The 26,096-nt window shown below is 68.7% G+C and carries 27 protein-coding genes; 9 read left to right on the forward strand and 18 right to left on the reverse strand.

The features are described from left to right. Window positions 1-13 precede the first annotated feature (13 nt). Window positions 14-427 carry a hypothetical protein gene (locus ACFWNN_RS17785; RefSeq protein ID WP_382441006.1) on the forward strand — a complete coding sequence of 138 codons (414 nt, stop codon included), beginning with the start codon at window positions 14-16 and terminating at the stop codon, window positions 425-427. A 10-nt stretch (window positions 428-437) separates the two neighbouring features. On the opposite strand, the gene ACFWNN_RS17790 is transcribed toward ACFWNN_RS17785, so the two are convergent. Both ACFWNN_RS17790 and ACFWNN_RS17795 read right to left on the reverse strand, forming a co-directional pair. Then, window positions 438-842: a VOC family protein gene (locus tag ACFWNN_RS17790; protein ID WP_382441007.1), complete on the reverse strand. Its 405-nt coding sequence runs from the start codon at window positions 840-842 to the stop codon at window positions 438-440. 48 nt (window positions 843-890) lie between these two features. Further along, window positions 891-2,066, reverse strand: a complete 1,176-nt coding sequence (locus tag ACFWNN_RS17795) for an MFS transporter (RefSeq protein ID WP_382441008.1) — start codon at window positions 2,064-2,066, stop codon at window positions 891-893. A 117-nt stretch (window positions 2,067-2,183) separates the two neighbouring features. Here ACFWNN_RS17795 and ACFWNN_RS17800 point away from each other — a divergent pair, with 117 nt between their 5' ends. The 3 genes from ACFWNN_RS17800 to ACFWNN_RS17810 are packed head-to-tail and all read left to right on the forward strand — an operon-like array spanning window position 2,184 to window position 5,093. Continuing rightward, a complete protein-coding gene (locus ACFWNN_RS17800; protein WP_382441009.1) occupies window positions 2,184-2,855 on the forward strand; it encodes a FadR/GntR family transcriptional regulator in 672 nt (223 codons plus the stop codon). 46 nt (window positions 2,856-2,901) lie between these two features. Further along, window positions 2,902-4,005: an epoxide hydrolase family protein gene (locus tag ACFWNN_RS17805; protein ID WP_382441010.1), complete on the forward strand. Its 1,104-nt coding sequence runs from the start codon at window positions 2,902-2,904 to the stop codon at window positions 4,003-4,005. Then, on the forward strand, window positions 4,002-5,093 hold the full coding sequence (locus tag ACFWNN_RS17810; RefSeq protein ID WP_382441011.1) for a winged helix DNA-binding domain-containing protein: 1,092 nt from the start codon (window positions 4,002-4,004) through the stop codon (window positions 5,091-5,093). The genes ACFWNN_RS17805 and ACFWNN_RS17810 overlap by 4 nt, the downstream gene beginning before the upstream one ends. Here ACFWNN_RS17810 and ACFWNN_RS17815 read toward each other — a convergent pair. After that, entirely contained in the window at window positions 5,077-5,967 is an 891-nt protein-coding gene (locus ACFWNN_RS17815; protein ID WP_382441012.1) for a LysR family transcriptional regulator, read from the reverse strand. The two genes, ACFWNN_RS17810 and ACFWNN_RS17815, sit on opposite strands and share 17 nt — an antisense overlap. A 73-nt stretch (window positions 5,968-6,040) precedes the next feature. On the opposite strand from ACFWNN_RS17815, the gene ACFWNN_RS17820 reads away from it, so the two are divergent. Continuing rightward, entirely contained in the window at window positions 6,041-6,934 is an 894-nt protein-coding gene (locus tag ACFWNN_RS17820; RefSeq protein WP_382441013.1) for an EamA family transporter, read from the forward strand. Here the strand turns inward: ACFWNN_RS17820 and ACFWNN_RS17825 are convergent. Then, the gene (locus ACFWNN_RS17825) at window positions 6,858-8,357 is read right to left on the reverse strand and encodes a cobyric acid synthase (RefSeq protein ID WP_382441151.1); all 1,500 of its coding nucleotides are present in this window, start codon (window positions 8,355-8,357) and stop codon (window positions 6,858-6,860) included. The genes ACFWNN_RS17820 and ACFWNN_RS17825 overlap by 77 nt on opposite strands. 28 nt (window positions 8,358-8,385) lie before the next feature. Between ACFWNN_RS17825 and ACFWNN_RS17830 the strand changes: the two genes are divergently transcribed. Further along, window positions 8,386-9,066 (forward strand): alpha/beta fold hydrolase, encoded by a 681-nt coding sequence (locus tag ACFWNN_RS17830; RefSeq protein WP_382441014.1) that lies wholly within the window; start codon window positions 8,386-8,388, stop codon window positions 9,064-9,066. A gap of 37 nt (window positions 9,067-9,103) precedes the next feature. On the opposite strand, the gene ACFWNN_RS17835 is transcribed toward ACFWNN_RS17830, so the two are convergent. The 8 genes from ACFWNN_RS17835 to dxr form a co-directional block, all read right to left on the reverse strand. After that, complete coding sequence (locus ACFWNN_RS17835; RefSeq protein WP_382441015.1) at window positions 9,104-10,363, reverse strand: RNA-guided endonuclease InsQ/TnpB family protein; 1,260 nt, start codon at window positions 10,361-10,363, stop codon at window positions 9,104-9,106. Between the two features lie 10 nt (window positions 10,364-10,373). Continuing rightward, window positions 10,374-11,231: a type I methionyl aminopeptidase gene (map, locus tag ACFWNN_RS17840; protein WP_382441016.1), complete on the reverse strand. Its 858-nt coding sequence runs from the start codon at window positions 11,229-11,231 to the stop codon at window positions 10,374-10,376. A gap of 10 nt (window positions 11,232-11,241) precedes the next feature. Then, on the reverse strand, window positions 11,242-11,370 hold the full coding sequence (locus tag ACFWNN_RS17845; protein ID WP_382441017.1) for a hypothetical protein: 129 nt from the start codon (window positions 11,368-11,370) through the stop codon (window positions 11,242-11,244). Continuing rightward, window positions 11,370-13,160 (reverse strand): penicillin-binding transpeptidase domain-containing protein, encoded by a 1,791-nt coding sequence (locus ACFWNN_RS17850; RefSeq protein WP_382441018.1) that lies wholly within the window; start codon window positions 13,158-13,160, stop codon window positions 11,370-11,372. The genes ACFWNN_RS17845 and ACFWNN_RS17850 overlap by 1 nt, the downstream gene beginning before the upstream one ends. Before the next feature lie 18 nt (window positions 13,161-13,178). Beyond that, window positions 13,179-14,030: a GNAT family N-acetyltransferase gene (locus ACFWNN_RS17855; RefSeq protein ID WP_382441019.1), complete on the reverse strand. Its 852-nt coding sequence runs from the start codon at window positions 14,028-14,030 to the stop codon at window positions 13,179-13,181. A 121-nt stretch (window positions 14,031-14,151) separates the two neighbouring features. After that, window positions 14,152-15,282, reverse strand: a complete 1,131-nt coding sequence (gene ispG / locus ACFWNN_RS17860) for a flavodoxin-dependent (E)-4-hydroxy-3-methylbut-2-enyl-diphosphate synthase (protein ID WP_382441152.1) — start codon at window positions 15,280-15,282, stop codon at window positions 14,152-14,154. A gap of 50 nt (window positions 15,283-15,332) precedes the next feature. After that, entirely contained in the window at window positions 15,333-16,550 is a 1,218-nt protein-coding gene (locus tag ACFWNN_RS17865) for a M50 family metallopeptidase (protein ID WP_382441020.1), read from the reverse strand. 7 nt (window positions 16,551-16,557) lie between these two features. Beyond that, window positions 16,558-17,688 (reverse strand): 1-deoxy-D-xylulose-5-phosphate reductoisomerase, encoded by a 1,131-nt coding sequence (dxr, locus tag ACFWNN_RS17870; RefSeq protein WP_382441021.1) that lies wholly within the window; start codon window positions 17,686-17,688, stop codon window positions 16,558-16,560. Between the two features lie 135 nt (window positions 17,689-17,823). Here dxr and ACFWNN_RS17875 point away from each other — a divergent pair, with 135 nt between their 5' ends. Next, on the forward strand, window positions 17,824-18,090 hold the full coding sequence (locus tag ACFWNN_RS17875; RefSeq protein ID WP_382441022.1) for a GlsB/YeaQ/YmgE family stress response membrane protein: 267 nt from the start codon (window positions 17,824-17,826) through the stop codon (window positions 18,088-18,090). Window positions 18,091-18,150: 60 nt separating this feature from the next. Here ACFWNN_RS17875 and ACFWNN_RS17880 read toward each other — a convergent pair whose 3' ends face one another. The 4 genes from ACFWNN_RS17880 to ACFWNN_RS17895 all read right to left on the reverse strand — a co-directional run bounded on the left by ACFWNN_RS17880 (window position 18,151) and on the right by ACFWNN_RS17895 (window position 22,121). Continuing rightward, window positions 18,151-18,801, reverse strand: coding sequence for a response regulator transcription factor (locus tag ACFWNN_RS17880; RefSeq protein ID WP_285638736.1), 651 nt, complete (start codon window positions 18,799-18,801; stop codon window positions 18,151-18,153). Further along, the gene (locus ACFWNN_RS17885) at window positions 18,798-20,402 is read right to left on the reverse strand and encodes a sensor histidine kinase (protein WP_382441023.1); all 1,605 of its coding nucleotides are present in this window, start codon (window positions 20,400-20,402) and stop codon (window positions 18,798-18,800) included. The genes ACFWNN_RS17880 and ACFWNN_RS17885 overlap by 4 nt, the downstream gene beginning before the upstream one ends. A 73-nt stretch (window positions 20,403-20,475) precedes the next feature. Beyond that, a complete protein-coding gene (locus tag ACFWNN_RS17890; RefSeq protein ID WP_382441024.1) occupies window positions 20,476-21,285 on the reverse strand; it encodes an ABC transporter permease in 810 nt (269 codons plus the stop codon). Beyond that, window positions 21,282-22,121, reverse strand: coding sequence for an ABC transporter permease (locus ACFWNN_RS17895; RefSeq protein ID WP_382441025.1), 840 nt, complete (start codon window positions 22,119-22,121; stop codon window positions 21,282-21,284). Before ACFWNN_RS17895 ends, ACFWNN_RS17890 begins: the two co-directional genes overlap by 4 nt. A gap of 55 nt (window positions 22,122-22,176) precedes the next feature. On the opposite strand from ACFWNN_RS17895, the gene ACFWNN_RS17900 reads away from it, so the two are divergent. Both ACFWNN_RS17900 and ACFWNN_RS17905 read left to right on the forward strand, forming a co-directional pair. Further along, on the forward strand, window positions 22,177-22,716 hold the full coding sequence (locus ACFWNN_RS17900; protein ID WP_382441026.1) for a TetR/AcrR family transcriptional regulator: 540 nt from the start codon (window positions 22,177-22,179) through the stop codon (window positions 22,714-22,716). Next, window positions 22,691-23,803, forward strand: coding sequence for a cytochrome P450 (locus ACFWNN_RS17905; RefSeq protein WP_382441027.1), 1,113 nt, complete (start codon window positions 22,691-22,693; stop codon window positions 23,801-23,803). The genes ACFWNN_RS17900 and ACFWNN_RS17905 overlap by 26 nt, the downstream gene beginning before the upstream one ends. On the opposite strand, the gene ACFWNN_RS17910 is transcribed toward ACFWNN_RS17905, so the two are convergent. Both ACFWNN_RS17910 and ACFWNN_RS17915 read right to left on the reverse strand, forming a co-directional pair. Continuing rightward, window positions 23,790-24,920, reverse strand: coding sequence for a PotD/PotF family extracellular solute-binding protein (locus ACFWNN_RS17910; RefSeq protein WP_382441028.1), 1,131 nt, complete (start codon window positions 24,918-24,920; stop codon window positions 23,790-23,792). The genes ACFWNN_RS17905 and ACFWNN_RS17910 overlap by 14 nt on opposite strands. Beyond that, complete coding sequence (locus ACFWNN_RS17915) at window positions 24,913-26,052, reverse strand: ABC transporter ATP-binding protein (RefSeq protein ID WP_382441029.1); 1,140 nt, start codon at window positions 26,050-26,052, stop codon at window positions 24,913-24,915. Before ACFWNN_RS17915 ends, ACFWNN_RS17910 begins: the two co-directional genes overlap by 8 nt. Window positions 26,053-26,096 lie beyond the last annotated feature (44 nt).

The raw sequence follows: 26,096 nt of genomic DNA on the forward strand, positions 1-26,096 counted from the left end.
CAACGATGCAGCGATGACAGACAGAGTCCTCGTCGCTTACACCTCGAAAATCGCCGAAACGGACGAGATCGCCGAGATCATCGGCACCGAACTCGCCGGCTGCGGGCTGAGAGTCACCGTGCTCTCGGTCGCCGCGGCCGAGACGTTGCACGGGTTCGGTGCCGTGATCATGGGTGACGCGGCCACCCGCGACGCGCAACGGTTCGTCAAGCGGCACAAGGCATCCCTCAAGCACACCCCGTTGTGGCTGTACCACCGCGGCACGCCGCCGGTACCGAACGACGTCACGCGCATGATCAGGAAACTGGGTGCGAGCGGGCCGATCAGCTTCGGCGGCGCGGCCCCCGACTGGGACCGCGCCAAGGCCTGGGCCCGCTACCTCGCGGACCAGCTGACCGTGCTGCACCGCGGTTTCGCGTCGAACTAACGCAAAAGCCTCAAGCCTGCTGGATTCGGACGGTGTTGCCGGCCGGGTCGCGGAACACGCAGTCGCGCACGCCCCAAGGCTGGTCGGCCGGCTCCTGCACGACGTCCGCGCCACCCGCCTGGAGCTTGTCGAACGCACCGTCGAGGTCCGGGGTCGCGAGGTTGATGAACGCGTACGAACCGTTCGAGATCATCTCGGTGATCGCGGTGCGCTGCACGTCCGTCAGGCCGTCGGCCATCGCGGGCGGCTCCAGCACGACGGACGACGCCGCGCCCACGGGAGCGACCGTGATCCACCGCATCGTGCCCCTGCCGACGTCGGCGCGGACCTCCCACCCGAGCAGGTCGCGGTAGAACGCCAGCGAGGCGTCGGGGTCGGTGTGCGGCAGGAACGTGGCGTGAATCGTGATGTCCATGCCGACAACGCTAGGACCAGCGAGAACGCCCCGCTTCTCGATTCCTGACTAGATGTAGCGCGGGCGCCCGGCGAGCATGCCCAGGACGGTCAGCGCCGCCAGCAGCACCAACTGCAGCCCGAGCGAGACCGTCCACGTGCCGGTGGCCTCCCGCAGCACCCCGAACGCGAACGGCCCGGAAGCCGCGATCAGGTAGCCGAGGCTCTGCGCCATGGCCGACAGCCGCGCGGTGTCCGAAGTGGACTTGGTGCGCAACGACATGATCAGCAGGGCGAGCGGGAACATGCCCATCCCGAACCCGATCAGCACCACCCACAGCCCCGGAGCCGCCGAGGGTGCCACGAGCATCCCCAGCATGCCCGCGAACGACAGCACGCCGAGCGCCAGCACCATCGGCGCCTGGCTGGAGAACCGGGCGGCGATCGGCGGCACGAACAGGCTGACCGGCACGCTCAGCAGCATCGAGACGGCGAGCAGCATCCCGGCGGTGTTCCGGTCGACGCCGGAGTCGACGAGCATCGCGGGCAGCCAGCCCATGACGGTGTAGGCGAACAACGACTGCAGCCCGAAGAACACGGTGATCACCCACGCGAGCGGGCTGCGCAGCAACGAGCGGGGCTGCACCGGAGCGGTCGAGCGCACCACCGAGGCCGCCGACCCGTGCCGGGCCCCGGCGAACCACACGACGACGGCGCCGAGGGACAGCAACGCCCAGGCGCCGACGGCGAGCCGCCACGAACCGAGCCAGTCCTCCAGCCGGGGCGTCAGCGCGGCCGCGAGAGCCGCGCCGGCCGACAGGGTGCCCGTGTAGACGCCGGTGATCAGCCCGACGCGGGTGGGGAACGAGGCCTTCACGACGACCGGGATCAGCACGTTCGACACCGCGATGCCCGCGCACGCGATGAAGGTGCCGCCCAGCACGACCCACGGACCGTCGATCACGCGCAGCACCAGGCCGAGCGTGAGCACCCCCAGTGAAAGTCCGATCGCGCGGGCCATGCCGAGGCGGCGACCCAGCCAAGGTGCGGCGAACGCCGCGAAGCCGAAACAAAGCGCCGGAACGGCCGTCAGCGCGCTGGTCCATGCGGCGGAAACCCCCAGGGCGGCGCGGACATCACCGAGGACCGAGGCCAGACTGGTCACCGCCGGACGGAGATTCGCGGCAGCGAGGGCGACCCCGATCGCGAGCAACGCGGACCCGACCAGCGGAACGTGACGATTCATGACGACCGTCACCCTGCGACCCGGATCGGTGGCAGTCTGTGCGGCAAGAGTCGTCTGCTTCATCGTCACGCGCTTCACTATCGCAGACGTAGGATGTTCGGATGAAAGGACGACGCTGTGCCGTTGGCCACTACCCGACGGGCGGGCCTGGTCGACCAGGTGATCGAGCAGATGCGGGGCGCGATCACGACTGGTGAATGGCCCGTCGGGCAGCGCATTCCGCCCGAGCCCGAGCTGGTCACCGCGCTCGGGGTGGGCAGGAACACGGTCCGCGAGGCCGTGCGCGCGCTCTCCCACGCCGGACTGCTGGAGGTGCGGCAGGGCGACGGCACCTTCGTCCGCGCGACCAGCGAACTCTCCGGCGCGGTCCGCCGCATGTGCGGGACAGAGCTGAAGGAAGTGCTCCAGGTCCGCCGCACCCTGGAGGTGGAGGGCGCCCGCCTGGCCGCCAAGCACCGCACCGAGGCCGAGCTCGCGCGCCTCACCGACGTGCTGGCCAAGCGCGACGCGGCCATGGAGAACGAGCAGTGGGCCGAGGTGATCGAGCACGACACCGCGTTCCACGTGCTGCTCGTCCAGTGCTCGCACAACGCGCTTCTAGCGGAGCTCTACCAGGGCTTGACCGAGGCGGTCAAAGCTTCGGTGGCGGCCTCTGTCGACACCAGCCAGCCTGGTCAGGACCAGGTGTCGCACACCGGGCTGCTGCACGCCGTCCGGGACGGTGACCAGGAGAAGGCGGCGATCGAGGCGGGCGGTTTCTTCGAGGAGCTGATCGAGAAGTTCTGCTGAACAACGCGGACAAAGGCTGTCCGCACTAGCTCATAGCGTGGGGGCCATGGAGATCACGCCGTTCCGCATCGAGATCCCGCAGGCCGAGGTCGACGACCTCCGCTCCCGCCTGGCCGGCACGCGCTGGCCGGAGGACGACCTGCCGGGCGTCGGCTGGTCGTACGGCATCCCGCTGAGCTACCTGCGCCCGCTGGCCGACTACTGGCGAGACGGGTTCGACTGGCGGGCGCAGGAGGAACGGCTGAACTCCTACCCGCAGTTCACGACGGAGATCAGCGGGCAGCGCATCCACTTCCTGCACGTCCGCTCGCAGAACCCGGACGCGACGCCGTTGCTGCTGATCCACGGCTGGCCCGGCTCGTTCGTCGAGTTCCTCGACGTCATCGGGCCGCTGTCCGAGGACTTCCATCTCGTCATCCCGTCGATCCCCGGCTTCGGCTTCTCCGGCCACACGCGCAAACCCGGCTGGAACGTCCTGCGCGTCGCGTGGGCGTTCGCGAAGCTCATGGAGGGCCTCGGCTACGACCGCTACGGCACGCAGGGCGGCGACTGGGGTTCGGGCATCGCGCAGGAGATCGGCCGGGTGTTCCCCGAGCAGGTCATCGGCGTGCACGTGAACATGCTGCAGACGTTCCGGCCGCAGGGCGTGAACGACCTGAGCGACGAGGAGCTGCGCGCACTGGAGTCGCTCGACCACTACCAGAAGGAACTCTCCGGCTACATGCACCTGCAACGCAGCCGGCCGCGCACGCTCTCGTACGCGCTCACCGACAGCCCCGTCGGGCAGCTCGCGTGGATCGCGGAGAAGTTCCACGACTGGACCGACAACGACGGCGCGCCCGAGGACGCGGTGGACCGCGACCAGATGCTGACCAACGTGTCGATCTACTGGTTCACCGGCACGGCGGGCTCTTCGGCGGCGCTGTACAAGGAGCAGTCGGCGAACTGGGGCAACCAGCAGCCGTCGACCGTGCCGACCGGCGTGGCGGTCTTCCCACACGACCTCAGCCTGCCGGTCCGGTCGCTGGCGGAGAAGATGATCCCGACGATCGTGCACTGGACCGAGTTCGACCGCGGCGGTCACTTCGCCGCGATGGAGGAGCCGGACCTGCTGGTCCAAGACATCAGGAAGTTCTTCAAATCGCTGTGAGCACAACACTCTCGAACCGCACCCTCAACCGCACGCTGCTCGCGCGGCAGTTGCTGCTGGAGCGCACGTCCATGCCGATCGTGGAGGCCGTCGAGCACCTCGGCGGCCTCCAGGCCCAGGCCCCCATCCCGCCGTACCTCGCCCTCTGGACGCGGCTCAAGCCGTACAAGGTCGACGCGCTGAGCAAGCTCATCATCGACCGCTCGCTGGTGCGGATGACGTTGTGGCGCGGCACCTTGCACCTCATCTCCGCCAACGACGTGTACTTGATGCGCACGGCGTTGCAGCCGGAGCTGAACAAGTGGGCGAAGATCGTGATGCCGCCCGCGACCAGGGTCGAGATCGACCTGGAGAAGCTGGCGCGCATCACCCGCGAGTACATCGACGCCGAACCGCGCACGGTCGCGGAGATCGGCGCGCACCTCGAGGAGCACTTCCCCGAGGCCAAGGCGCGCGAGATGTCCACGCAGGCGCAGATGCTCGTGCCGATGATCCAGGTGCCACCGCGCGGGATCTGGGGCGTGGGCGGCGTGCCGCAGAACGTCGCGATGGCGTCGTGGCTCGGCCGTGAGCTGCCTGCGGAAGCCGCCGTGCCGGAGCTGATCAAGCGGTACCTGCGGGCGTTCGGGCCGGCGACGCTCGCGGACATGCAGGCGTGGTCGCGGTTGATCGGGCTCAAGGCGCACGCGGCCAGCCTGGACCTCGTCGAGTACAAGAACGAGGCAGGCAAGGTGTTGCTGGACGTGCCGGACGGGTTGATCGTGTCCGAGGACGTGCCCGCGCCCGCACGGCTGTTGCCCGCGTTCGACAACGTGCTGCTCGGGCACGCGGACCGGCAGCGGATCATGAGCGAGGACGCGCGGTCGCGGTGGGGCGCGGTGCGCAACGGCGTGTTCCCGCCGACGTTCCTGGTGGACGGGTTCCTGCGCGGCACCTGGAACGTCGTGGAGAACAAGGACGCGGCGACGCTGACGATCGAGCCCTACGTGAAGACCACCAAGAAGGACATGGCCGGGGTGATCCGCGAGGCCAAGGCGGTGCTGAAGGTGATGGCGCCGAAGAAGCCGCACGTCATCGTGGCTCCCTGATCACCTCCAGCGTCGCCGTGATGGCGGGCCTGCGCGAGGCCTGGGTCCGCCACACCGCGTACAACCGGCGGGTGGGCGTGGGCCGCAGCGGCACGACCCGGACGTTCTCCGGTACCTCTCCCCTGCCGAGCCTCGGGATCAGCGCGACGCCGATTCCCTTGGCCAGCAACGCCATCTGCGTGTGGTACTCGCTGATCCGGTACGCCACCACGGGTTCGATGCCCGCTCCGTGGAACGTCCGCTCCAGCCAGTCGAAGCAGATCGAGCCCTCGACCTGGCAGATCCAGCGCTCCCCCGCGAGGTCGATCGGTTCGAGGAACTCCTTGCGCGACAACGGGTTCGAGTCCGGGACGAGCACCTCGGCCACGTCCTCGCCGATGAACTCGCGGGACAGCGACTCCGGCACGGGCAACGGCGTGTTGGCCCAGTCGTGCACGATCGCCAGGTCGAGCTCACCCCGGGCGACGGCCTCGGTCGCGTAGGGCGGGTCGATCTCGGTGAGCCGCACGTCGAGTGCCGGGTGCTGCTCGCCGAGGCTCACCAGGACGTCCGGCAGCAGGCCGCGCGAGGCCGTGGCGAACGCGCCGATGCACAGCCGGCCGATCGCGGTGCCGCGTTGTTCCTCCAGCGCGACCTCGGCCTCCTCGACGAGCTTGAGCACCTGGTCCGCGGTCTCGGCGAGCAGGCGGGCGGCGTCGGTGAGGCGGACGCCCCTGCCGTTGCGTTCCAGCAGCGTGGTGCGGGTCTCGCGTTCGAGCTTCGCGATCTGCTGCGAGACCGCCGACGGCGTGTAGCCGAGCACCTCGGCGGCGGCGCCGACCGTGCCGTGGGTCGCGATGGCGTGCAGGGCCTTCAGTCTGCCTAGGTCGAGCATGTAGCGATGCTAAACCCATCACCTTAGAAAGCGGAACTGGTGCTAAATAGTTAGCGCGCGCAAGCTTGAGGCCATGAGTCCACGTCACGTCCTGCTCGCTGTGCTGGTGGCCGCCATCTGGGGCTTCAACTTCGTGGTGCTCAAGGTCGGTCTCGACGAGTTCCCGCCGATCCTGTTCTCCGCCCTGCGGTTCCTCGTGGCGGCGGTGCCCGCGATCTTCTTCGTCGGACGGCCCTCGGTGCCGTGGCGCTGGATCATCGCGGTCGGACTGGTGCTCGGCGTGGCGAAGTTCAGCTTCCTGTTCGTCGGCCTCAAGGTGGGCATGCCGGCGGGCCTCGGGTCACTGGTGCTGCAGAGCCAGGTGATCTTCACGACCGCGATCGCGGCGGTCGTGCTGCACGAACGGCCGAAGCCCGTGCAGGTCACCGGGATCGCGCTGGCGATCGCGGGCATCGGGCTGATCGCGTGGGACTACGGGCTCTCGTCGCCGCTGCTCGGCTTCGCGCTGGTGATCATCGCGGCGGCCTGCTGGGGCGTGTCGAACGTGCTGATGCGCTACGCGCGGCCGACAGACACGCTGCGGTTCATGGTGTGGGTGAGCGCGGTGGCGGTGCTGCCGCTGTTCGCGCTGTCGGCGCTGACCGAGGACATGAGCGCGCTCGGCCGCCTCGACTGGAGCGGTGTGGGTGCGGTCGGGTACGTCGCCTGGGTCTCGACGCTGCTCGGGTTCGGCATCTGGGGATTCCTGCTGCGCCAGTACGAGTCGTCGGTCGTGGCGCCGTTCTCGTTGCTGGTGCCGGTGTTCGGGATGTTCTCGGCCTGGGCGATCCTCGGCGAGCAGATGAGCGCGGTGCAGCTCGGGGCCGGTGCGCTGGTGCTGGCCGGGCTGGCTATTCCACAGCTGCTGGGGCGCCGGGCGGCACGAACGGCAGTCCTGCCGGAGCCCCTCGTTCCAGCAGGTCGATGACGGCCTTCGTGTCCAGGTGATCGGCCACCAGGTCGCCCAGCAGGTCCAGCTGGGCCTCGCGCGCGGCCTGGAAGCTCACCTGCCCCGGCTCGAAGTCCCGGCCCGCGACGGCCGCGGCCCAGCTCAGGAACCTGCGGCGGAACGCGTCGTTCTCCAGCAGGCCGTGCCAGTGGGTGCCGACGACCCGGTCGGTCTGGGCGCCCTCGTCGCCGATCACCGGGCGTTCGGCGTTGCGGACGACCTGGCCGTGGTGGATCTCGTAGCCGGTGACGGGCTCGCCCCAGGCCTCACCGGACGGCGTGGCGAGGGTTTTGCTGTGCCGGAAGCGGATGTCGACGTCGAGCAGGCCGAGACCGTCTGTTGTGCCGTGCTTCGACTCGACGTCGTCCTCGATGCTCTTCGCCAGCATCTGGAAGCCGCCGCAGATGCCGAGGATCGGGCCGTCGAAGCGCTGGATCGCTTGCGCCAGGCCGGTTTCGCGCAGCCACGCCAGGTCGTCGACGGTGGCCTTCGACCCGGGCAGCACGACCAGGTCCGCGTCGGCGAGCCGCGACGGCTCCGTGACGAACCGGACGGACACGCCGGGTTCGCAGGCGAGCGCCTCGACGTCGGTGGCGTTCGAGATGCGCGGCAACCGGATCACCGCGACCCGCAGCCAGTCCTTGCGCGGCGGCTGCGGCCTGCCGACGACCCCGTCCGCGTTGTAGGACAACGAGTCCTCGGCGTCGAGCCACAGCTCCTCGCGCCACGGCAGCACACCGAGCACCGGACGTCCGGTCAAGGCTTGCATCTGCTTCAGGCCGGGTTCGAGCAGTCGTTGGTCACCGCGGAACTTGTTGACCACGAAGCCGGAGACCAGCGCCTGGTCCGCCGCGTCGAGCACCGCGACCGTGCCGAAGAGGTGCGCGAACACCCCACCCCGGTCGATGTCGCCGACCACCAGCACCGGCAGGTTCGCCGCGGTGGCGAGGCCCATGTTCGCGATGTCGTTGGGGCGCAGGTTGATCTCGGCCGGCGAGCCCGCCCCCTCGCAGATCACGACCTCGTGGTCGCGCCGCAGCCCGTCCAAAGTGGACAAGACGGTGCCGAGCAGCGCCTGCTTGCGTTCGCGGTAGCTCATCGCCGACACGGTCCCGACCGCCTGACCGAGCACCACGACCTGGGACGTGCGGTCGCTGCCGGGCTTGAGCAGCACGGGGTTGAACCGCACGCTGGGTTCCTTGAACGCCGCTCGAGCCTGAAGAGCCTGCGCGCGCCCGATCTCCCCGCCGTCGAGTGTGACGAACGAGTTGTTGGACATGTTCTGGGCCTTGAACGGCACGACGTCGACGCCCTGGCGTGCCAAGAAGCGGCACAGACCGGCGACCAGGACGCTCTTGCCCGCGTCGGAGGTCGTCCCACAGATCAACATCGCGCCCCGCATGGACGCCAATGCTGCCATCATCACCCCCATGGTCTCCGTCGTGCTCATGCACAGCCCGTTCCTCGGCCCTTCGAGCATGCGCCCGCTCGCCGACGAACTGGCCTCCGACGGCGCGACCGTCCTGCTGGTCGACCTGCAGATGACGATCACCGAGGCACCCGTGCACCAGCGGCTGATCGGCGCGTTCGCCGACGCCCTGGAGGACTCCGGCGTCGAGGGCCCACTCGTGCTCGTGGGCCACAGCGGCGCGGGCCCGTTGCTCCCGGGCTTCGCGGACGCGCTGGAGCTCGACGTCGCCGGCCTGGTGTTCCTCGACTCCGACCTGCCGACCCCGGGCCGCGCCTGGCGCGACACCGTCGACCCCGCGCTGGCGCGTCAGGTCAAGGCGTCGGTGCGCGACGGGCGGCTGCCGCGCTGGGACCGCTGGTTCGACTCGGATCCCTTGCGTCTCGTACCTGCCGACCTGCGCGAGGAGATGCGGGACGAGGCGCCCGAGGTGCCGTGGGAGTTCATGAAGGAGCAGCGCCCGAGCGTCGAGTGGACCGGGGCGTGCGGGTACGTGCTGCTGTCGCCGTTCTACGAGGAGGCGGCTGCGCAGGCTGAGTCGCTGGGCTGGCCGGTCGAGCGCGTCGAGTCGCACCACCTGGCGGCCGCGACGTCACCCTCGACGGTCGCGGCCGCACTGCGGTCAGTCCTCAGCAGACTTTGACTTCCTCTCCACGGCAGAAGTGGAGAGCCCCACACGTTCAGCAACGTGCCGTGCTTGACGCACCACATCTCACGATGCGGGTTTCCTGCTTCACAGCGGATTGCGGCGAGGGCTTACCTCGGCGTCTTACATCTGCTCCACAGGCTTCACTCGAAGCAGGACTTCGAGTTACCGCTCGACCAGCGGCAAGGATGTTCTTCGCCGCGTTGACATCCCGATCGTGACGGGCGCGGCAGATCGGGCAGGTCCAGCGCCTGGCCGACAGAGCGAGCTGTGCGAGTACATGCCCGCACGAGCTGCACGTCTTGCTGGACGGGTACCAACGGTCGACAACGACCAGCGTTCGACCAGCCTTCGCCGCTTTGTACTCCAGCATCGCCCGGAACTCACGCCACCCGACATCGGAGATGGCGCGGGCGAGGCTGCGGTTGCGGACCATGTTCTTGACTGCCAGGTCTTCAATCGCGATCAGGTCGTGGTCACGAACCAGGTTCGAGCTAGCGCGATGAAGAAAATCACGGCGAGCATTTCGAACTTTTCGATGCGCCGCGGCGACCTTCTTCCTGGCCTTCTCCTGGTTCCTGGATCCGAGCCGGCATCGACTCATGTACCGCTGGTACCTCGCAAGACTGCGAGCTCGGCGCTCCAGGCACCGCGGGTTGACGATCTCCTCACCCTCGCTGGTGGTCGCGAAAGTGCTGATTCCGAGGTCGATTCCGACCTCACGGCGAGTCTCCGGAGCCGATGCCGGTTCGACGACATCGGCTGCCAAGGTCACGTACCAACGACCGTCTGGCTCACGAGACACGATGACTGTTGTCGGGTTGACCGTGGTCAGGTCAATGCCAGGCCACGACCAGGCCAACTCCAACGGCGCTCCGGTCTTGGCCAGCCACAGTTTCCCGTCGCGCACCCGGAACGCCGAACGCGTGTAATGCGCGGACTGACGACCGCGCCGAGACTTGAATCGGGGACATCGAGCACGACCGGAGAAGAAGTTGCTGAAAGCAACGTGCTGGTGCCGCAACACCTGTTGCAGCGGCACACTCGACACCTCGCTCAGAAATCCCAGTTCGTCCGTCTTCTTCCACTCGGTCAACGCGGCATCGGTTTCCCGATATCTGGTCGCTCCTCCACCGGTGCGGTACTTCGCTTGACGCTCAGCGAGAGTTTTGTTCCACACGAGACGGACACACCCGAATGTACGGCTGAACACAGCCGCCTGTTCGGGTGTGGGGTAGGCCCGACACCGATAAGCCGTCCGCACAAACGTCAAGCTACTGCATCTGCCACCCACCAAAGGGGCCTCAGCAGACGGTGAGGATCTCCGAGCCCGTCTCGGTCACCACGATGGTGTGCTCGAACTGCGCGGTCCAGCTCTTGTCCTTGGTGGTGACGGTCCAGTTGTCGTCCCACATCTCGCCCTCGTAGTCCCCGAGGGTGATCATCGGCTCGATCGTGAACGTCATGCCGGGCTCCAGCACGGTCTTCACCGACGGCTCGTCGTAGTGCAGCACGACGAGCCCGCTGTGGAACGTGCGGCCGATGCCGTGGCCGGTGAAGTCGCGCACCACGCCGTAGCCGAACCGCTTGGCGTACGCCTCGATGACGCGGCCGACGACGTTGAGCTCACGGCCGGGCTTGACGGCCTTGATGGCGCGCATCGTGGCCTCGTGCGTGCGCTCGACGAGGAGCTTGGCGTCCTCGGAGGCGGTGCCCGCGAAGAACGTCGCGTTCGTGTCGCCGTGCACGCCGCCGATGAACGCCGTCACGTCGATGTTGACGATGTCGCCGTCCTCGACGACCGTGCTGTCCGGGATGCCGTGGCAGATGACCTCGTTGAGCGAGGTGCAGCACGACTTCGGGAAGCCCCGGTAGCCGAGCGTCGACGGGTACGCGCCGTTGTCGCACAGGAACTCGTGCGCCACGGCATCGATCTCGTCCGTCGTCACGCCCGGCACGACGACCTTGCCTGCCTCCTGCAACGCCTGGGCGGCGAGGCGGCCGGCGACGCGCATGGCCTCGATGATCTCCGGCGGCTGCACCCACGGGTCGGTGCTCTTCTGCGGCGCCGGCTTGTCCACGTACTCGGGACGCACGATGCGCGAGGGCACCTGACGACGCGGGGATTGCACACCGGGTTGCAGAGGAGCACGAACAGCCATGCCCTCCAGATTAGCCTTGCCTGCGCTCCACGCCCGGAACCTGGTCCTCCGCCCTCGGCTCCGGCAGCCGCGGCGCGGGCAGCAGCACGCCTGCGCGGACCAGGCGTTCACGGATAGTCAATTCCTTGGTCTTGCTCATCACGGCACCGCCTTGAGGAACCTCGCCGCCACGTCCACGGCTGGAGTCGAAGTCTCTCCGCTGAGCACCAGGGTCGCGAACGCGATATCGCCCCGGTAGCCCATGAACCACCCGTGTGAGTGCACGCCGTCACCGAACTGTGCGGTACCAGTCTTGCCGCGCACGTCACCGTACGGCTTGAGTTGTGGTGCAGTGCCCGCCTCGATGACCTCGCGCATCATGGCGCGCACGGGATCCAGCGCGGCGACCGGTGGTGCGGTGGGCTGTTTGTCGGCTTTGGTCTCCTTGCCCCGCACCAGTTGCGGCATCGGCATGGAGCCCTTGGCGATGGACGCCGACACCAGCGCCATGCCGAACGGTGACGCCAGCACCTTGCCCTGACCGAACGCGTCCTCTGCCCGTTCCACCACGTCGGTGGCGGGCGGCACGGAACCGGTGATGGTCGTCAGGCCGGGGATGTCGAAGTCGACGCCGAGGCCGAGCGACAACGCGGTGTTCGGCAGCAGGTCGGCGGGCATGTCGACGGCGAGCTGGGCGAAGGTGGTGTTGCAGGAGAACGCGAACGCCGAGTGCAGCGGGATGGTGCCCTTGTCGAACTCGCTGGAGTTCGGCACGATCCGGCGGCCGTCGATGGTGGTCTTGCCGGGGCACGGCACCGGGGTGTCGGCGTTGACCTTGCCGGACTCGATCGCGGCGAGCGCCGAGACGGCCTTCATCGTGGAGCCCGGCGGGAAGCGGCCGGTCAGCGCCAGCGAGCCCTGGGCGTCGGCGGGGTCGTTCTGCGCCACGGCCAGGATGTCGCCGGTGGACGGCTGGAGCGCCACCAGGATCGTGGGCTGCTTCTCGGGTTCGACGGCGTCCTCGGCGGCGGCCTGGATGATCCGGGACAGCGCCACGTTCACGGCCTTCGCGGGTTCGGCGGCCTTGGAGTGCAGCTCCTCGACCTCTGTGCCCTGCGCGTCGACGGTGCTGACGCGGAAGCCCGCGTTGCCCGCGATGTCGTTCTCCATCAGCTTGCGGACGGCGGGCAGCACCTGGGCGCCGAACGTGCGGCTGGGGGCGAGCAGCGACGTCTGCGAGCTGAACCGGACGCCGGGCAGCTCGTAGATCTTCGGTTTCACCGACTGGTAGTCGGCGTCGCGCAGCGCGGCCACCTGGTAGGCCTGGCCTTCGGGGGTCTTGCCCACGCCGTCGGTGATGGTCTGCTGGGTGATGGCCTGGTCGAGCGGGTTGAGCGCGTCCGCGAGGGCCTTGGTGACGGTGCCGAGATCGCCGGCCTCCTTGGCGACCAGCAGGACCGACACGACGCGTTCGGGGGCCAGCAACGGCGTGCCGTCGCGGTCCAGCACCGGCGCGGGGTCGGGGGTGAGCTCGGCGAGCTTGATGGTCTGCTGCGGCGCGAGCTTCGGGTGCGCCACCGACGACGCCCAGTGCACCTTCCACGTGTCGCCCTCCTGGCGCACGTCGAACTTGGTCGCGTACGTCCAGTGGCGGTTCTTGCCGAGGTTCCAGTCGAGCGTGACCGACGCCTCGGACGCGAGCTCGCCGTTCTTGCGGATCTGGTCGACCTTGCTGCTCAGCCCCTCGGGCTTCAACGCGCCTCTGAACTTCTCCAGGGTGTCCTTGGCGTCGGCCGGGTTGTCGGTCATCCCGGCGGCACCGGCCACGTCACCGGACGCGAGCTTGGCCAGGAAGTCGTTGGTGATCTCCGGGGCCCCGGGTTCCGACTTGAACAGCCCACAGCCGCTCACCGTCACCAGCAGAACCGTGATCGTCGCGAGAAGGCGCACTCGCGCGAGTATGCCCGTTCAGAAGAGGACAGTGGCGTATTGCCCGACTTGTTCGAAACCGATTCGGCGGTACGCGGCCTGCGCCACGGTGTTGTAGCCGTTGACGTAAAGGCTCGCGGTCCTGTTCAACACCCTGGTCAGCCGGTCGGCCACCGCCGCCGTGCCCGCGGTGCCGATGCCCTCGCCCCGGCGGTCCGGCCGCACCCAGACGCCCTGGATCTGTCCCACCTTGGACGACATCGCGCCGATCTCGGCCTTGAAGACCACTTCACCGTGCTCGAACCGCGCGAACGCCCGTCCGGCGGCGATCAGTTCGGAGACTCGCGCCCGGTAGCCCGCGCCGCCGTCCTCGGCGCACGGGTCGATGCCGACCTCCTCGATGAACATCGAGATGGCGGCGGGCAGGTAGCGGCCGATCTCGCTGGGCCGGACCTGGCGGACCAGCGGGTCCGGGGTGATCTTCGGCGTGCCGGAGATGGCCATCAGCGGCTGGTCGCCGCGCACCTCGCGGGCGGGTCCCCAGTCCGGCTGGAGCTCCTCCCACAGCGTCAGGACCTGCTCGGCCGGGCCGACGAGGCTGGAGCACATGCGGCCGCGGCGCCGGGCGCGGTCGGCGAACATGCGCATGGCCGCCGCGCTGCCCTTGAGCGGGATCAGGTTCGGGCCGGAGAAGCAGAGGCCCTCGACCTTGCCCCGGATCGGCTTGGAGTCGGAGCCCCACATCTCGCCGCCGAGGCGCCACGGGTCGAGGCCGGCGACTTCGACCCTGGCCGCGACCATGCACGCCGCCACGGGGTCGGCGTCGAACACCCCGCGCACGTCGATCAGGTCGCGTTCGTCGAGAACGCGCGCTCCGGCCAGCCTCAGCACGTCACCTAGCGTGCCAGATGAAACGTCCTCGTGACATCAGCCAACAGTGCGCCTGTGCCCAGACACACGGTGAGGGCCCCATCCCGCGAAGTGGGATGGGGCCCTCAAAGCGTTCAAAAGATCAGCCGACCGTGACGGCCGGGGACTCGCCCTCGACCGGTTCCATCTCCTCGGCGAGGCGCATGGCCTCCTCGATCAGCGTCTCCACGATCGCGTGCTCCGGCACGGTCTTGATGACCTTGCCCTTCACGAAGATCTGGCCCTTGCCGTTGCCGGACGCGACACCCAGGTCGGCCTCGCGGGCCTCGCCGGGGCCGTTCACGACGCAGCCCATGACGGCGACGCGCAGCGGCACCTCCATGCCCTCCAGACCCGCCGTGACCTGCTCGGCGAGCGTGTACACGTCGACCTGGGCGCGGCCGCACGACGGGCAGGAGACGATCTCCAGCTTGCGCGGGCGCAGGTTGAGGGACTGGAGGATCTGGTGGCCGACCTTGATCTCCTCGACCGGCGGGGCGGACAGCGACACCCGGATGGTGTCGCCGATGCCCTGGCGCAGCAGAGCGCCGAACGCGACGGCCGACTTGATGGTGCCCTGGAAGGCGGGGCCGGCCTCGGTGACGCCCAGGTGCAGCGGGTAGTCGCACTGCTCGGCCAGCAGCTCGTACGCGCGCACCATGACGACCGGGTCGTTGTGCTTGACGGAGATCTTGATGTCGTGGAAGTCGTGCTCGGCGAAGAGCGACGCCTCCCACATCGCCGACTCGGCCAGCGCCTCGGGCGTGGCCTTGCCGTACTTCTTGAGCAGGCGCGGATCGAGCGAACCGGCGTTGACGCCGATCCGGATCGGGGTGCCGTGGTCCTTGGCGGCGGCCGCGATCTCCTTCACCTGGTCGTCGAACTTGCGGATGTTGCCCGGGTTGACCCGGACCGCGGCACAACCAGCCTCGATGGCGGCGAAGACGTACTTCGGCTGGAAGTGGATGTCGGCGATCACCGGGATCTGGGACTTGCGGGCGATCGCCGGCAACGCGTCCGCGTCGTCCTGCGAGGGGCAGGCGACGCGGACGATGTCGCAGCCGGACGCGGTGAGCTCCGCGATCTGCTGCAACGTCGCGTTGACGTCCGACGTGAGCGTCGTCGTCATCGACTGGACGGAGACGGGGAACTCGCTGCCCACGCCGACGTTGCCCACCATCAACTGGCGGGTCTTGCGACGTTCCGACAGCACCGGCGGCGGCAGTGCCGGCATTCCGAGCATCACGCCGTCACTCATGGGTTGTGCACCTTTCCGTAAATCACTTATTGCAACCTGATCGGGTTGACGATGTCGGCGGTCACGGTCAGCAGCGTGATGGCGCCGCCGATGAAGATGACCACGTAGGTGAGCGGCAACAGGCGCATGTAGTTGACCGGCGCGCCGGCGGGCTTCCCGCGCAGCTTCCTCAACCAGTCTCGCACCCGTTCGTAGAGGTTGACGGCGATGTGACCACCGTCAAGCGGCAGCAGGGGCAGGAGGTTGAACACACCGACGAAGAAGTTCAGCCCCGCGAGCATAAGGATGAAGAACGCCCACAGACCGCGCTCGGCCGCGTCACCACCCAGCCGTGACGCACCCACCACCGAGATGGGCGTGTCCAGGTCTCGCTCTCCGCCACCGATGGCCTTCACGACGGCCGGAATGCGCTCCGGGAAGCGCATGAGGCCCTTCCAGGTGTTCACGAACATGTCGCCGGTGAACGCGATGGACGCCGGGACCGCGGCGAGCGGGCTGTACTCGAAGTTCTGCTGCCAGGTGACGCCGATGGCGCCGACCTCCTTGACCTCGCGGCCGCCCTTGCCGTCGAGCACCTCGCGGGTGACCTGCGGCACGTTCACCGTGAGCGCCAGCTCCTTGCCGTCGCGCAGCACCTTGAACTCGGTCGGGCCCTGCAGGTCGCGGGTGACCTTGAGCATCTCCGACCACGTCGCGATCGGCTTGCCGGCGATCGACGTGACCTCGTCACCAGGCCGCAGACCGGCGTCCTTGGCGGGGGCCGGGGCGCCCGGCTGGCACGGCGTGTCGAGGGTGAGGCCGACGGTGTGGTCCTGGACGCACGGCGAGATCTCCGCCAGCACCGGCAGGTCCTTGTTGTTCGGCAGGCCGAGCGACATCGCGAGGATCAGCAGGATGATGAAGCCGAGGATGAAGTGCGTGATCGACCCGGCGGACAGCACGACGACGCGCTTCCACACCTTCTGGTTGTAGAAGGCGCGCTTGCGGTCGTCCGGGTGCACCTCGTCCAGCGCCGTCATGCCGGTGATCTCGCAGAAGCCGCCGGCCGGGATCGCCTTCAGGCCGTACTCGGTCTCGCCCTTGCGGAACGAGAAGAGCTTCGGGCCGAAGCCGATGAAGTAGCGGGTGACCTTCATGCCGAAGGCCTTCGCGGTCAGCAGGTGCCCGAACTCGTGCAACGCGATGGACACCGCGATGCCGAACGCGAACAACAGCACCCCGAGGATGTTGATGAATGTGTTCACGAGAAGTTCAGTTCCTTCCAACCAGCTCGCGGGCACGTGCGCGTGCCCAGTCCTCGGCGGCCATGACCTCCGCGACGTCCGCGGGGTCGTGATGCCATTCGTTCGCCTCGCCGAGAACCTGGCCGATGGTGTCCACGATCGACAGGAACGACGTGTTGCCGGCGACGAAGGAGGCGAGTGCCTCCTCGTTCACGGCGTTGTAGATCGCGGGAACGCAACCGCCCGCGGTGCCGGCCTGCCGCGCGAACTCGACCGCTGGGAACGTGACGTCGTCCAGGGGTTCGAAAGTCCACGAGGAGGCGGTGTCAAAGGTACAGGCGGGCGCGGCACCCGCGACGCGCTCGGGCCACCCCAGCCCCAATGAGATGGGCAGCCGCATGTCCGGGGGCGACGCCTGCGCGAGCGTCGAGCCGTCCGTGAACGTGACCATCGAGTGAATGATGGACTGAGGGTGCACCACGACGTCGACCCGGTCGTAGGGGACCCCGAACAGCAGGTGGGCCTCGATCAGCTCCAGGCCCTTGTTGACGAGGTTCGCCGAGTTGATGGTGACGACCTGGCCCATGGACCACGTCGGGTGCGCCATCGCCTCCTGCACCGTGACCGCTTCGAGCTCTTTGCGGGTTTTGCCCCGGAAAGGGCCACCAGAAGCGGTGAGGACCAGTTTGTGGACTTCGTTCTCGGTGCCGCCGCGCAGGCACTGCGCGAGCGCCGAGTGCTCGGAGTCGACCGGCACGATCTGGCCGGGCTTCGCCGCCCCCAGCACGAGCGGCCCGCCCGCGATGAGCGACTCCTTGTTCGCGAGGGCGAGCGTGGCCCCGGTCTCCAGGGCCTTGAGCGACGGCTCCAGTCCCCTGGACCCGTCCATGCCGTTCAGGACCACGTCCGCGGGCGCGGCCTCGATCAGGTCGACCATGCTGGTCAGCGTCCTGACACCGGGCACGTCGGCCCCGTTGGCCACCGCCACGACGGGCACGTCGAACTCGGCCGCCTGCTCTTTCAGCAGGTCCAGCTGACGCCCGCCGGCGCCGAGCCCGACGACCCGGAAGCGGTCGCGGTTGCGCCGGATGACGTCGAGCGCTTGGGTCCCGACCGAGCCGGTGGACCCGAGGATCAGGACAGTGCGTGGAGTACTCATCGCCCCTCATTGTTCCGGAGAGTGCCTGAGAGCCCGGCACAGCCCGTTACTTTGATAACGGAGTGGTTTTGGAGGTGTGAAGTCACCAGTTCGAGGGCATTCCAGCGTCGTCAAGTCGTTGGAAGGAGACTCTCCGTGGGCATCCTCGGATGGATCGTGCTCGGCCTGCTGGCCGGAGCAATCGCCAAGGCGATCATGCCGGGCAAGGACCCGGGCGGAATCATCATCACGATGCTGATCGGCATCGTGGGCGCGATCCTGGGCGGGTTCATCGGATCCGCGCTCTTCGGGACCGATCTCGGATCGTTCTTCGAGATCCGCACGTGGCTCCTGGCCATCGTCGGATCGTTGATCCTGCTGGGCATCTATCGACTGGTCACGGGACGGCGAAGCCACGCTTAGCCGCACATGGCGTTCGAGGCCGTTCGGGTGTCCCCCGAACGGCCTTTGTTCTGTCTTGACTCAGTTCGCGATGCCTGCGTCCCTGGCCATCAGCGCCGCCTGCACCCGGTTGGTCAGGCCCAGCTTGGCCAGCAGGCGCGACACGTAGGTCTTCACCGTCGCCTCCGACATGTGCAGCTTCGCGCCGATGTCCGCGTTGGACATGCCCTGCCCGAGCAGCGCGAGCACCTCGACCTCGCGGTCGGTCAGCCCCTCCACGGCCTTCTGCGCCTCCTGCCGCTTCGGCTGCCCCGAGGTCGCCACCATGCCGACGACGCGCGAGGTGACCATCGGCGACAGGTACGCCTCGCCGTTGTTGACCGCCCGCACCGCCCGCAGCAGTTCCTCGGGCGCGGAGTCCTTCAGCAGGAAGCCCGCGGCGCCGTCCGACAGAGCCCGCACGATGTTGTCGTCCTCGCCGAACGTCGTGAGCATGACGACGCGGACCGAGGGGGCGACGACGCGGAGCTCCTTGGCACAGGCGAGGCCGTCCATGCGGGGCATGCGGATGTCGAGCACGGCCACGTCGACGCGGCGCTCGCGCACGATCTGCAGCGCCTCGCGGCCGTCGCCTGCCTCCGCCACGAGCTCGATGTCGTCGGCGGTGCCGAGGATGGCCTTGATGCCGGCCCGCATCAACGGCTCGTCGTCGGCGATGAGCACCCGGATCATTGACCTGTCCTCTGCACGTGGATCTTCTTCTCGACCAGCTTGCCGTCTCGGAAGCAGAAACGCACCACCCTGGTGCCCTTCGCGAGGTACGACTGCTCGTCGGTGATGTGGTAGACGCACCGGGCGCCCTCGGGCTCCGGCGAGGCCTGCGACCTGCGTTCGCCGTCGGCGACCAGGGGTTCGTCGCCGGACGGCAGGAGCTTCAGCACGTCGGACTCGGACTGGCCCACCTGGATGCGGTCGAGGTTCTCCTGCGAGACGACCTGCGTCACCGGCTGCGAGCCGAGGTAGGTGAAGCCGCCGATGATCACGGCCAGCACCAGCGCCGCGCCCGCGATCGAGCCGACGCCCGCCCACTTGCGGAACCCGCGCGGCGACTCGGTCTCGTCCTGCTCGTCCTCGGGCTCGTCGGGGAGCGGGGTCTCCTCGTAGGGCAGCACGGCGGCGATGCGGAAGCCGCCCGACGGCAGCGCGCCGACGTGCAGGATTCCGCCTGCCACGCGCACGCGTTCGGTGAGGCCGATAAGGCCGACGCCCGGTGTGCCCGCGGTGGAACCGTTGCGCGACGGGTTGTTGCGCACCTCCACCACCAACGCGTCCGGTTCGTACTTCACGGTCACCTGCACAGCGGCGCCCGGTGCGTGCTTCGCGGCGTTGGTCAGGCCTTCTTGTGCGACGCGATAGGCGGCGTGAGAGACACGTGACGGCAACGGGTGTGCTTGTCCGCCGCGCACCAGACTGACCAGAACGCCTGCCTTGCGCGCGTCGCTCACCAACGAGTCGATGGACTCCGCTGTGCGTGTGGCGGGGTCGTCGTCGGGTCCGTCCTCGGCGCGCAGCACGCCGATGATCGACCGCAGCTCACCCATGCCGGTCAACGCGGCCGAGCGCAGCACGCCGATCGCCTCGCGCTGCTTCTCGCCGAGCGACGGGTCGAGCGCCAGTGCCCCGGCGTGCACGGAGATCAGCGACAGCCGGTGGCCGAGGCTGTCGTGCATGTCCTGCGCGATGCGGCTGCGTTCCCGCAGACGCACCTGCCGCGTCAGCAGCTTGTGCTCGCCGCGCATCCGTTCCTCGCGGTCCTGCATGGCCTGCACCAGCGCGTCGCGTTGCGCGAGGTAGCGGCCGACGAGGAACGGCAGCGCCACGCCCACGCCGAAGATCGTGATGAGGATGAGCATCCCGTAGACGGGATCGAGGTCGAGCGGCTGCCCTTCCCAGTCCCACATCAGCGTCACGACGACGAACGTGAGCACCGCCGACGCCACGGCCTTGACCCACGACTCGATCCGGCGGCCGGCCGTGTAGCTCAGCACGACCATGATCGCGGGCCCGAGCACCGGGATCGCCGCCCCGCCGATCATGGCCGTCGCCGGGAACAGGTGCCGCAGGGGCAGCAGCACGACGTAGATGGAGAAGACCCCGGCGAGCGCCCAGCCCGACAGCTTCGTCTCGGACCACGGTCCCGGCCACACGTCCAGCAGGATCGCGGCGACCATGACGAGCAGGTCGCCGACGAGCCGCACCGGGGTCAGGCCGCGGAGCCGGGCCAGCGCGTCGGCGCGGAACGCCTCCGCCCTCGCCCGCACAGCAGTAATCACGCCGCCAAAGCTACGAGAGGTCCACCCGCCCGCGCGGCACGCTGGAGTATCGAATTCCCGCGACGAAAGTTGACTAACCAGCCAGCTTCGCGACTGATCCGGCCCTTCTCGCGCGCCACGAGGCGAACACCACGCCGATGATCAGGAGCAGCGCCGTCGCGGCGACCATCAACGTCGACAGCGCCACGATCTCCGGCGAGATCCCGCGCTTCGACGCCTGCGCGTAGACGAACACCGGCAACGTCGTCGACCCCACCCCCGTGAGGTACGACGAGATCACCACGTCGTCGAACGACAGCAGGAACGCGAACGCCGCCCCCGCCGCCACCGCGGGCGCGACCAGCGGCAGCGTCACGGTCCGGAACGCCACGAACGGCGACGCCCCGAGGTCGGCCGCCGCCTCCTCCAGCCGGGCGTCCATTCCGGACACCCGCGACCGCACCACCACGACCACGAAGCTCAGCGAGAACGCCACGTGCGCGAACAGCAACGCCCCGAACCCCAGCGGAATCCCGGCGAGCTTCACGACGAACCCCAGCATCGCCACACCCATGACGACCTCGGGCACCACGAGCGGCAACGACAACAGCACCGTCCACAGCCCACGACCGGGGAACGCCCGCCGCAGCCCGAAGGCCGCCAACGTGCCGATGACCGTCGAGATCGCCGCCGACGCCAACGCCAGTTGCAGCGTCAGTTGCAGAGAAGCGAACACGCGCGTGTCGTCCGCCAGCTCCGAATACCACTGCAACGAGAACCCGCTGATGCGCGACAACGAGCGCGACGAGTTGAACGACGCGATGGCAAGCCACGCGATCGGTGCGTACAAGAACAGGAACACCAGCGCCACCACGGCACCGAGCGCCCACGGACGACGGTTCACAGCACGTCCTCCCCACGGCGTCCGCGCAGCACGAGCACGGCCACCACCAGCACCAGCAGCAGCACGGCCATCGCCGAACCCAACGGCCAGTTGTTGCCGCCGCGGAACTGGTCGTCGATCACCGACCCGAACGTCGACTGCTCCACCCCGCCGAGCAGCTTCGGCGTCACGAAGTCACCCGCCGCCGGCACCAGGACCAGCAACGACCCGGCCAGCACCCCGCTCATGACCCCGGGCAGCACCACCCGGAAGAACGTCGACGTCCGCCCGTGGCCGAGGTCGTAGGACGCCTCCATCAGCCGCACGTCGAACCGTTCGCACGCCACGTACAGCGGCAGCACCATGAACGGCAGGAACCCGTACGTCAGGCCGAGCACGACCGCGCCGTGCGTCAGCAGGAACCCGCCGTCACGGTCCAGCCCGACCCAGCCGAGCACGGTGTTGGCGAGCCCTTCGCCGTCCAGGAGCGCCTTCCACGCGTAGATGCGCGCGAGGTAGCTCGACCAGAACGGGATCAGCACCGCCGCGAGCAACGCCGTCCGCCACCGCCCGCCGTGCCGCGCGATGAACCACGCCAGCGGGAAGCCGAGCAGCAGGCACGCCACCGTGGTCGCCCCCGCGTACAGCAGGGTCCGTCCGAAGATCGGCAGGAACGCCGGGTCGAGCGCGGTCCGGTAGGCGTCGATCGTCCACGGCAGCACGGCGCGCGCGACGCCGGTGTCCCGCGTCGCGAAGCTGAACTCGACGACCACGACGAGCGGTGCGATCAGGAAGAACCCCAGCCAGACACCGGTGGGGACGAGGAGGGCGTTGGCTTTCAGCCAGCGTCGGAGCACGGATCGACATCCTGCCACCCGTTTCTGGAGCGAACATCCGTGTACCGTTGTGAACATGAGTGTTCACCTGCTCCAGACGGCCACGTCTGTGCTGCTCAAGGACCCGACCGCGTCCCTGGGCGACGTCGCGCGGGCCGCCGGTGTCGGCAGGACCACACTCCACAAGCGCTTCCCGACCCGTGCGGCGCTGGTCCGCGCGGTCGCGAACGACGCTCTCGACCTGATCGACTCGGTCGCCTGCCACGTGGACTTCGACCGCGACGACGCGATCGAGGACCTCATCACGCGCCTGGTCGCGCTCGGCCCGCGGGTGGAGTTCCTGCTCCGCTTCCCCGGCCTCGAACGCGACGCGGAGCTGCGGACCCGCATCGAGGCGATGGACCGGCCCGTGCTCGACCTGATCACCCGGCTGCAGGGCACCAAGCTGCGCCGCGACCTGCCCGCGTGGTGGATCCTGCACACCCTCTACGCCGGGCTCTTCAACGCCTGGGAGGCGATCAGCTTCGGCCGTCTCGCGCCGCTGGACGCTCCCCGGTTCGTGCTCACCACGGTGTTCGAGGGGGTAGCAAGTGCTGGAGCAACTGACCGGACATGAAGACCCGCACCCGATCTACGAACGGCTGCGCGCGCACGGCCCGCTGACGCAGGACGGCGGGATGTGGGTGACGACGAGTCATCCGCTGGCCAACAGGATCCTGCGCGACCGCCGGTTCGGCGTCCGCTTCTCCGACGGCAGCTACCCGGCCAACGGGAGTCTGCTGCCCGAGTCGTTCCTGGAGCAGGACCCGCCGGACCACACGCGGTTGCGCCGGATCGCCACGCCGGCGTTCAGCCCGAAGAAGATCGACCAGTACCGGGCGCGCGTCGAGAAGGTCGCGGACTCGTTGCTGGACAAGGACGAGTTCGACCTCATCAGCGACTTCGCGGCGCCGTTGCCGATCTCGGTGATCAGCGACCTGCTGGGCATCCCGGACGCCGACACCGCCGAGTTCGCGGACTACGGCGCGCTCGTCGCGGCCTCGTTCGACTCGGGTGTGACGGCGGAGATGGCCAACGCCAACGACAAGGTGCTCGCGCTGTTCGACCGGCTGATCGCGGAACGCCGCAGGACGCCCGGCGACGACGTGATCAGCTCGCTGGTCGCCGCCGAGGCCGAGCAGAGGCTGACCCCGCAGGAGATGCTCGGCACGCTGGTGTTGCTGCTGGTCGCGGGCTTCGAGACCACGGTCAACCTGATCGGCAACGGCACCCGCGCGTTGCTCGACCACCCGGCGCAGTGGCGGCTCTTCCGGGCCAACCCGGACCTCGCGCCGTCCGTGGTCGAGGAGACGCTGCGGTGGGCGCCGCCGGTGCAGCTGACCAGCCGGATCGCCCACGAGCAGGTCGACGGCATCGGCGAGGACCAGATGGTCACGCTGCTGATCGCCGCCGCGAACCGCGACCCCGAGGTCTACCCGGAAGCCCACAAGTTCGACGTCATGCGCGTGCACAAGCCGGAGCACCTCGCGTTCTCCAGCGGCATCCACTACTGCCTGGGCGCGACGCTGGCCCGGATGGAAGGTGACGTCGCGTTCCGCGCGCTGGCAAGGAAGATGCCGGAACTGCGGCAGGCCGGGGAGATCCGTCACCGGGACTCGGTCGTGATCAGGGGGATGAGGAGCTTCCCGGTCAGCCGGTCTTGACCTTCGTCCAGGCGTCCGCGTAGAGCGCTTCGGCGTCGCCGCCGAGGTCCTTGGTGAACGGGAGCTTCGCGAGCTGGTCGTCGGCGGGGTAGACGACCGGATTGTTGAGCAGTTCCTTGTCCATCAAGGGTTTCGCGGCGGCGTTGGCGCTGCCGTACCGGACGGCGTTGGACAGCGCCGCACCCGCTTCCGCACCCAAGATGTAGTCGATGAACCGGTGCGCGTTGCCGGCGTGCGGCGCGTCCTTCGGGATGACCAGGAGGTCCACGTAGGACAGTCCGCCCTCCGACGGGATCGCGTACCCGATGTCGTCGTTGGTGTCGGCGGCCTGGAAGGCGTCACCGGAGTACGACTGCGCGAGCCGGACCTGGCCGGAGGTCAGCGGCTCGATCACGTCCGAGGTGATCTGACCGAGCTTCTTCTTCAACGACAGCAAGAAGTTCGCCGCGTCGTCGATCTGCTTCGGGTCGGTGGTGTTGGGGTCGTGGCCGAGCTTGAGCAGGCCGATCGCCATGCCGTCGCGGGCCTCGTCCAGGATCGAGCTGCGGCCCTGGGCGTCCGGCAGGTCGAACGCGTCGAAGCTCGTCACCTCGCCGCCGATCTGCGACTTCGAGTACGCGAGACCCGTGGTGCCCCAGGCCCACGGGACCGAGTAGCGGTTGCCGGGGTCGTACTCGGCCTCGACGAACCGCTGCTCCAGGTTGCGCAGGTTCGGGATGGCGTCGTGATCGAGCGGCTGGAGCAGGCCGGACCGCAGGAACCGGCGCAGGAAGTTGTCGCTCGGCACCACCAGGTCGTAGCCCGCCTGGCCGGACGCGATCTTGGCTTCCATCTCGTCGTTGGTGGAGAAGTTGTCGTAGGTGACCTCGATGCCGCTGATCGAGGTGAAGCCCGGCAACGTCTCCGGCGCGATGTAGTCGGTCCAGTTGTAGAAGTTGAGCTTCGGCTCGTCGGTGAGGTTCACGGCCCTGCCCGCGCTCGGGCCGCCGGTGTTCGTCGGCGCCGGGCCGACCGCGCAGGCCGCGAGCGCGAAGAACGCCATCGAACCGAGCATGGTGCGCCGGGTCACCCGAGGGCTGTCGACGTCCCACAGCCGGGCGATCCGCAGCTCACCCATCGCCGGACTCCAGCAGCACGGTGAACTCGGGGTCCCACGCCATCCGCACGGTCTGGCCGGGCGCGCCCGCGTCGTCGATGCGCTGGGCGTTCTGCACGAACGCCGTGAGCACGCCGCCAGGGGTGCCGACCACGAACTGCGTGGAGACGCCGGTGTAGACGACATCCTGAACGACACCCTGGAGCACGCACCAGCCCGTCGGCGGTTCGGCGGTCTCGTTGAACAGGTGCACCTTCTCCGGGCGCACGGTCGCGGCGACCTTCTTGCCGTGCGCGACGCTGCCGGAGAACTTCGCCCGCAGGTTCGTCGCGCCGGACGCCTTCAGCGAGACCATTCCACCGTCCACACCGGACACCTCGGCATCGAGGATGTTGGACGTGCCGATGAACCCGGCGACGAACCGCGTCGCCGGCCGTTCGTAGACGTCCTCGGGGTAGCCGACCTGCTCGATCTTGCCCGCGTTCATCACGGCGATGCGGTGCGACAGGACGAGCGCTTCTTCCTGATCGTGTGTGACGTACAGGAAGGTCGTGCCGACCTCGCGTTGGATGCGCATCAGCTCGATCTGCAGCTCTTTGCGGAGCTTGGCGTCGAGCGCACCCAGTGGTTCGTCGAGCAGAAGCAACTGCGGGCCCGCGGCGAGCGCACGGGCGATGGCCACGCGCTGCTGCTGACCGCCCGAAAGCTGCGTGGGCCTGCGCTTGGCGAACTGCGACAGCCTGACCAGTTCGAGGTGCTCGCCGACGCGCTTCTTCAGCTCGTCGCCGCGGACCTTCTTGCGCTTGAGGCCGTACGCGACGTTGTCCCACACCGACATGTGCGGGAACAGCGCGTACGACTGGAAGACGGTGTTGACGTCCCGCCGGTACGGAGGGACGCCCACCATGTCGTTGCCGTCGAGCTCGATGCGGCCCTCGTCCGGGTCCACGAACCCGGCGATCATGCGCAGGACCGTGGTCTTGCCGCAGCCGGACGGGCCGAGGACGGAGAAGAACTCGCCCTCGTGGACGTTCAGCGAGATGCCGTCGACCGCCACCTGGTCGGAGAAGCGCTTGCGCACACCGTGGAGACCGATCTCGACGGGGGCGAACGTGTCCGGGGTGGAGGCCTCGGCGGGAGAGAAGCCGGTCAAGGTCGAGGGCGCCTTCGCGAGATCGGACGGATGAGCCGCGCAGA

This window comes from Lentzea sp. NPDC058450 (assembly GCF_042721395.1).
Classification (GTDB): domain Bacteria; phylum Actinomycetota; class Actinomycetes; order Mycobacteriales; family Pseudonocardiaceae; genus Lentzea.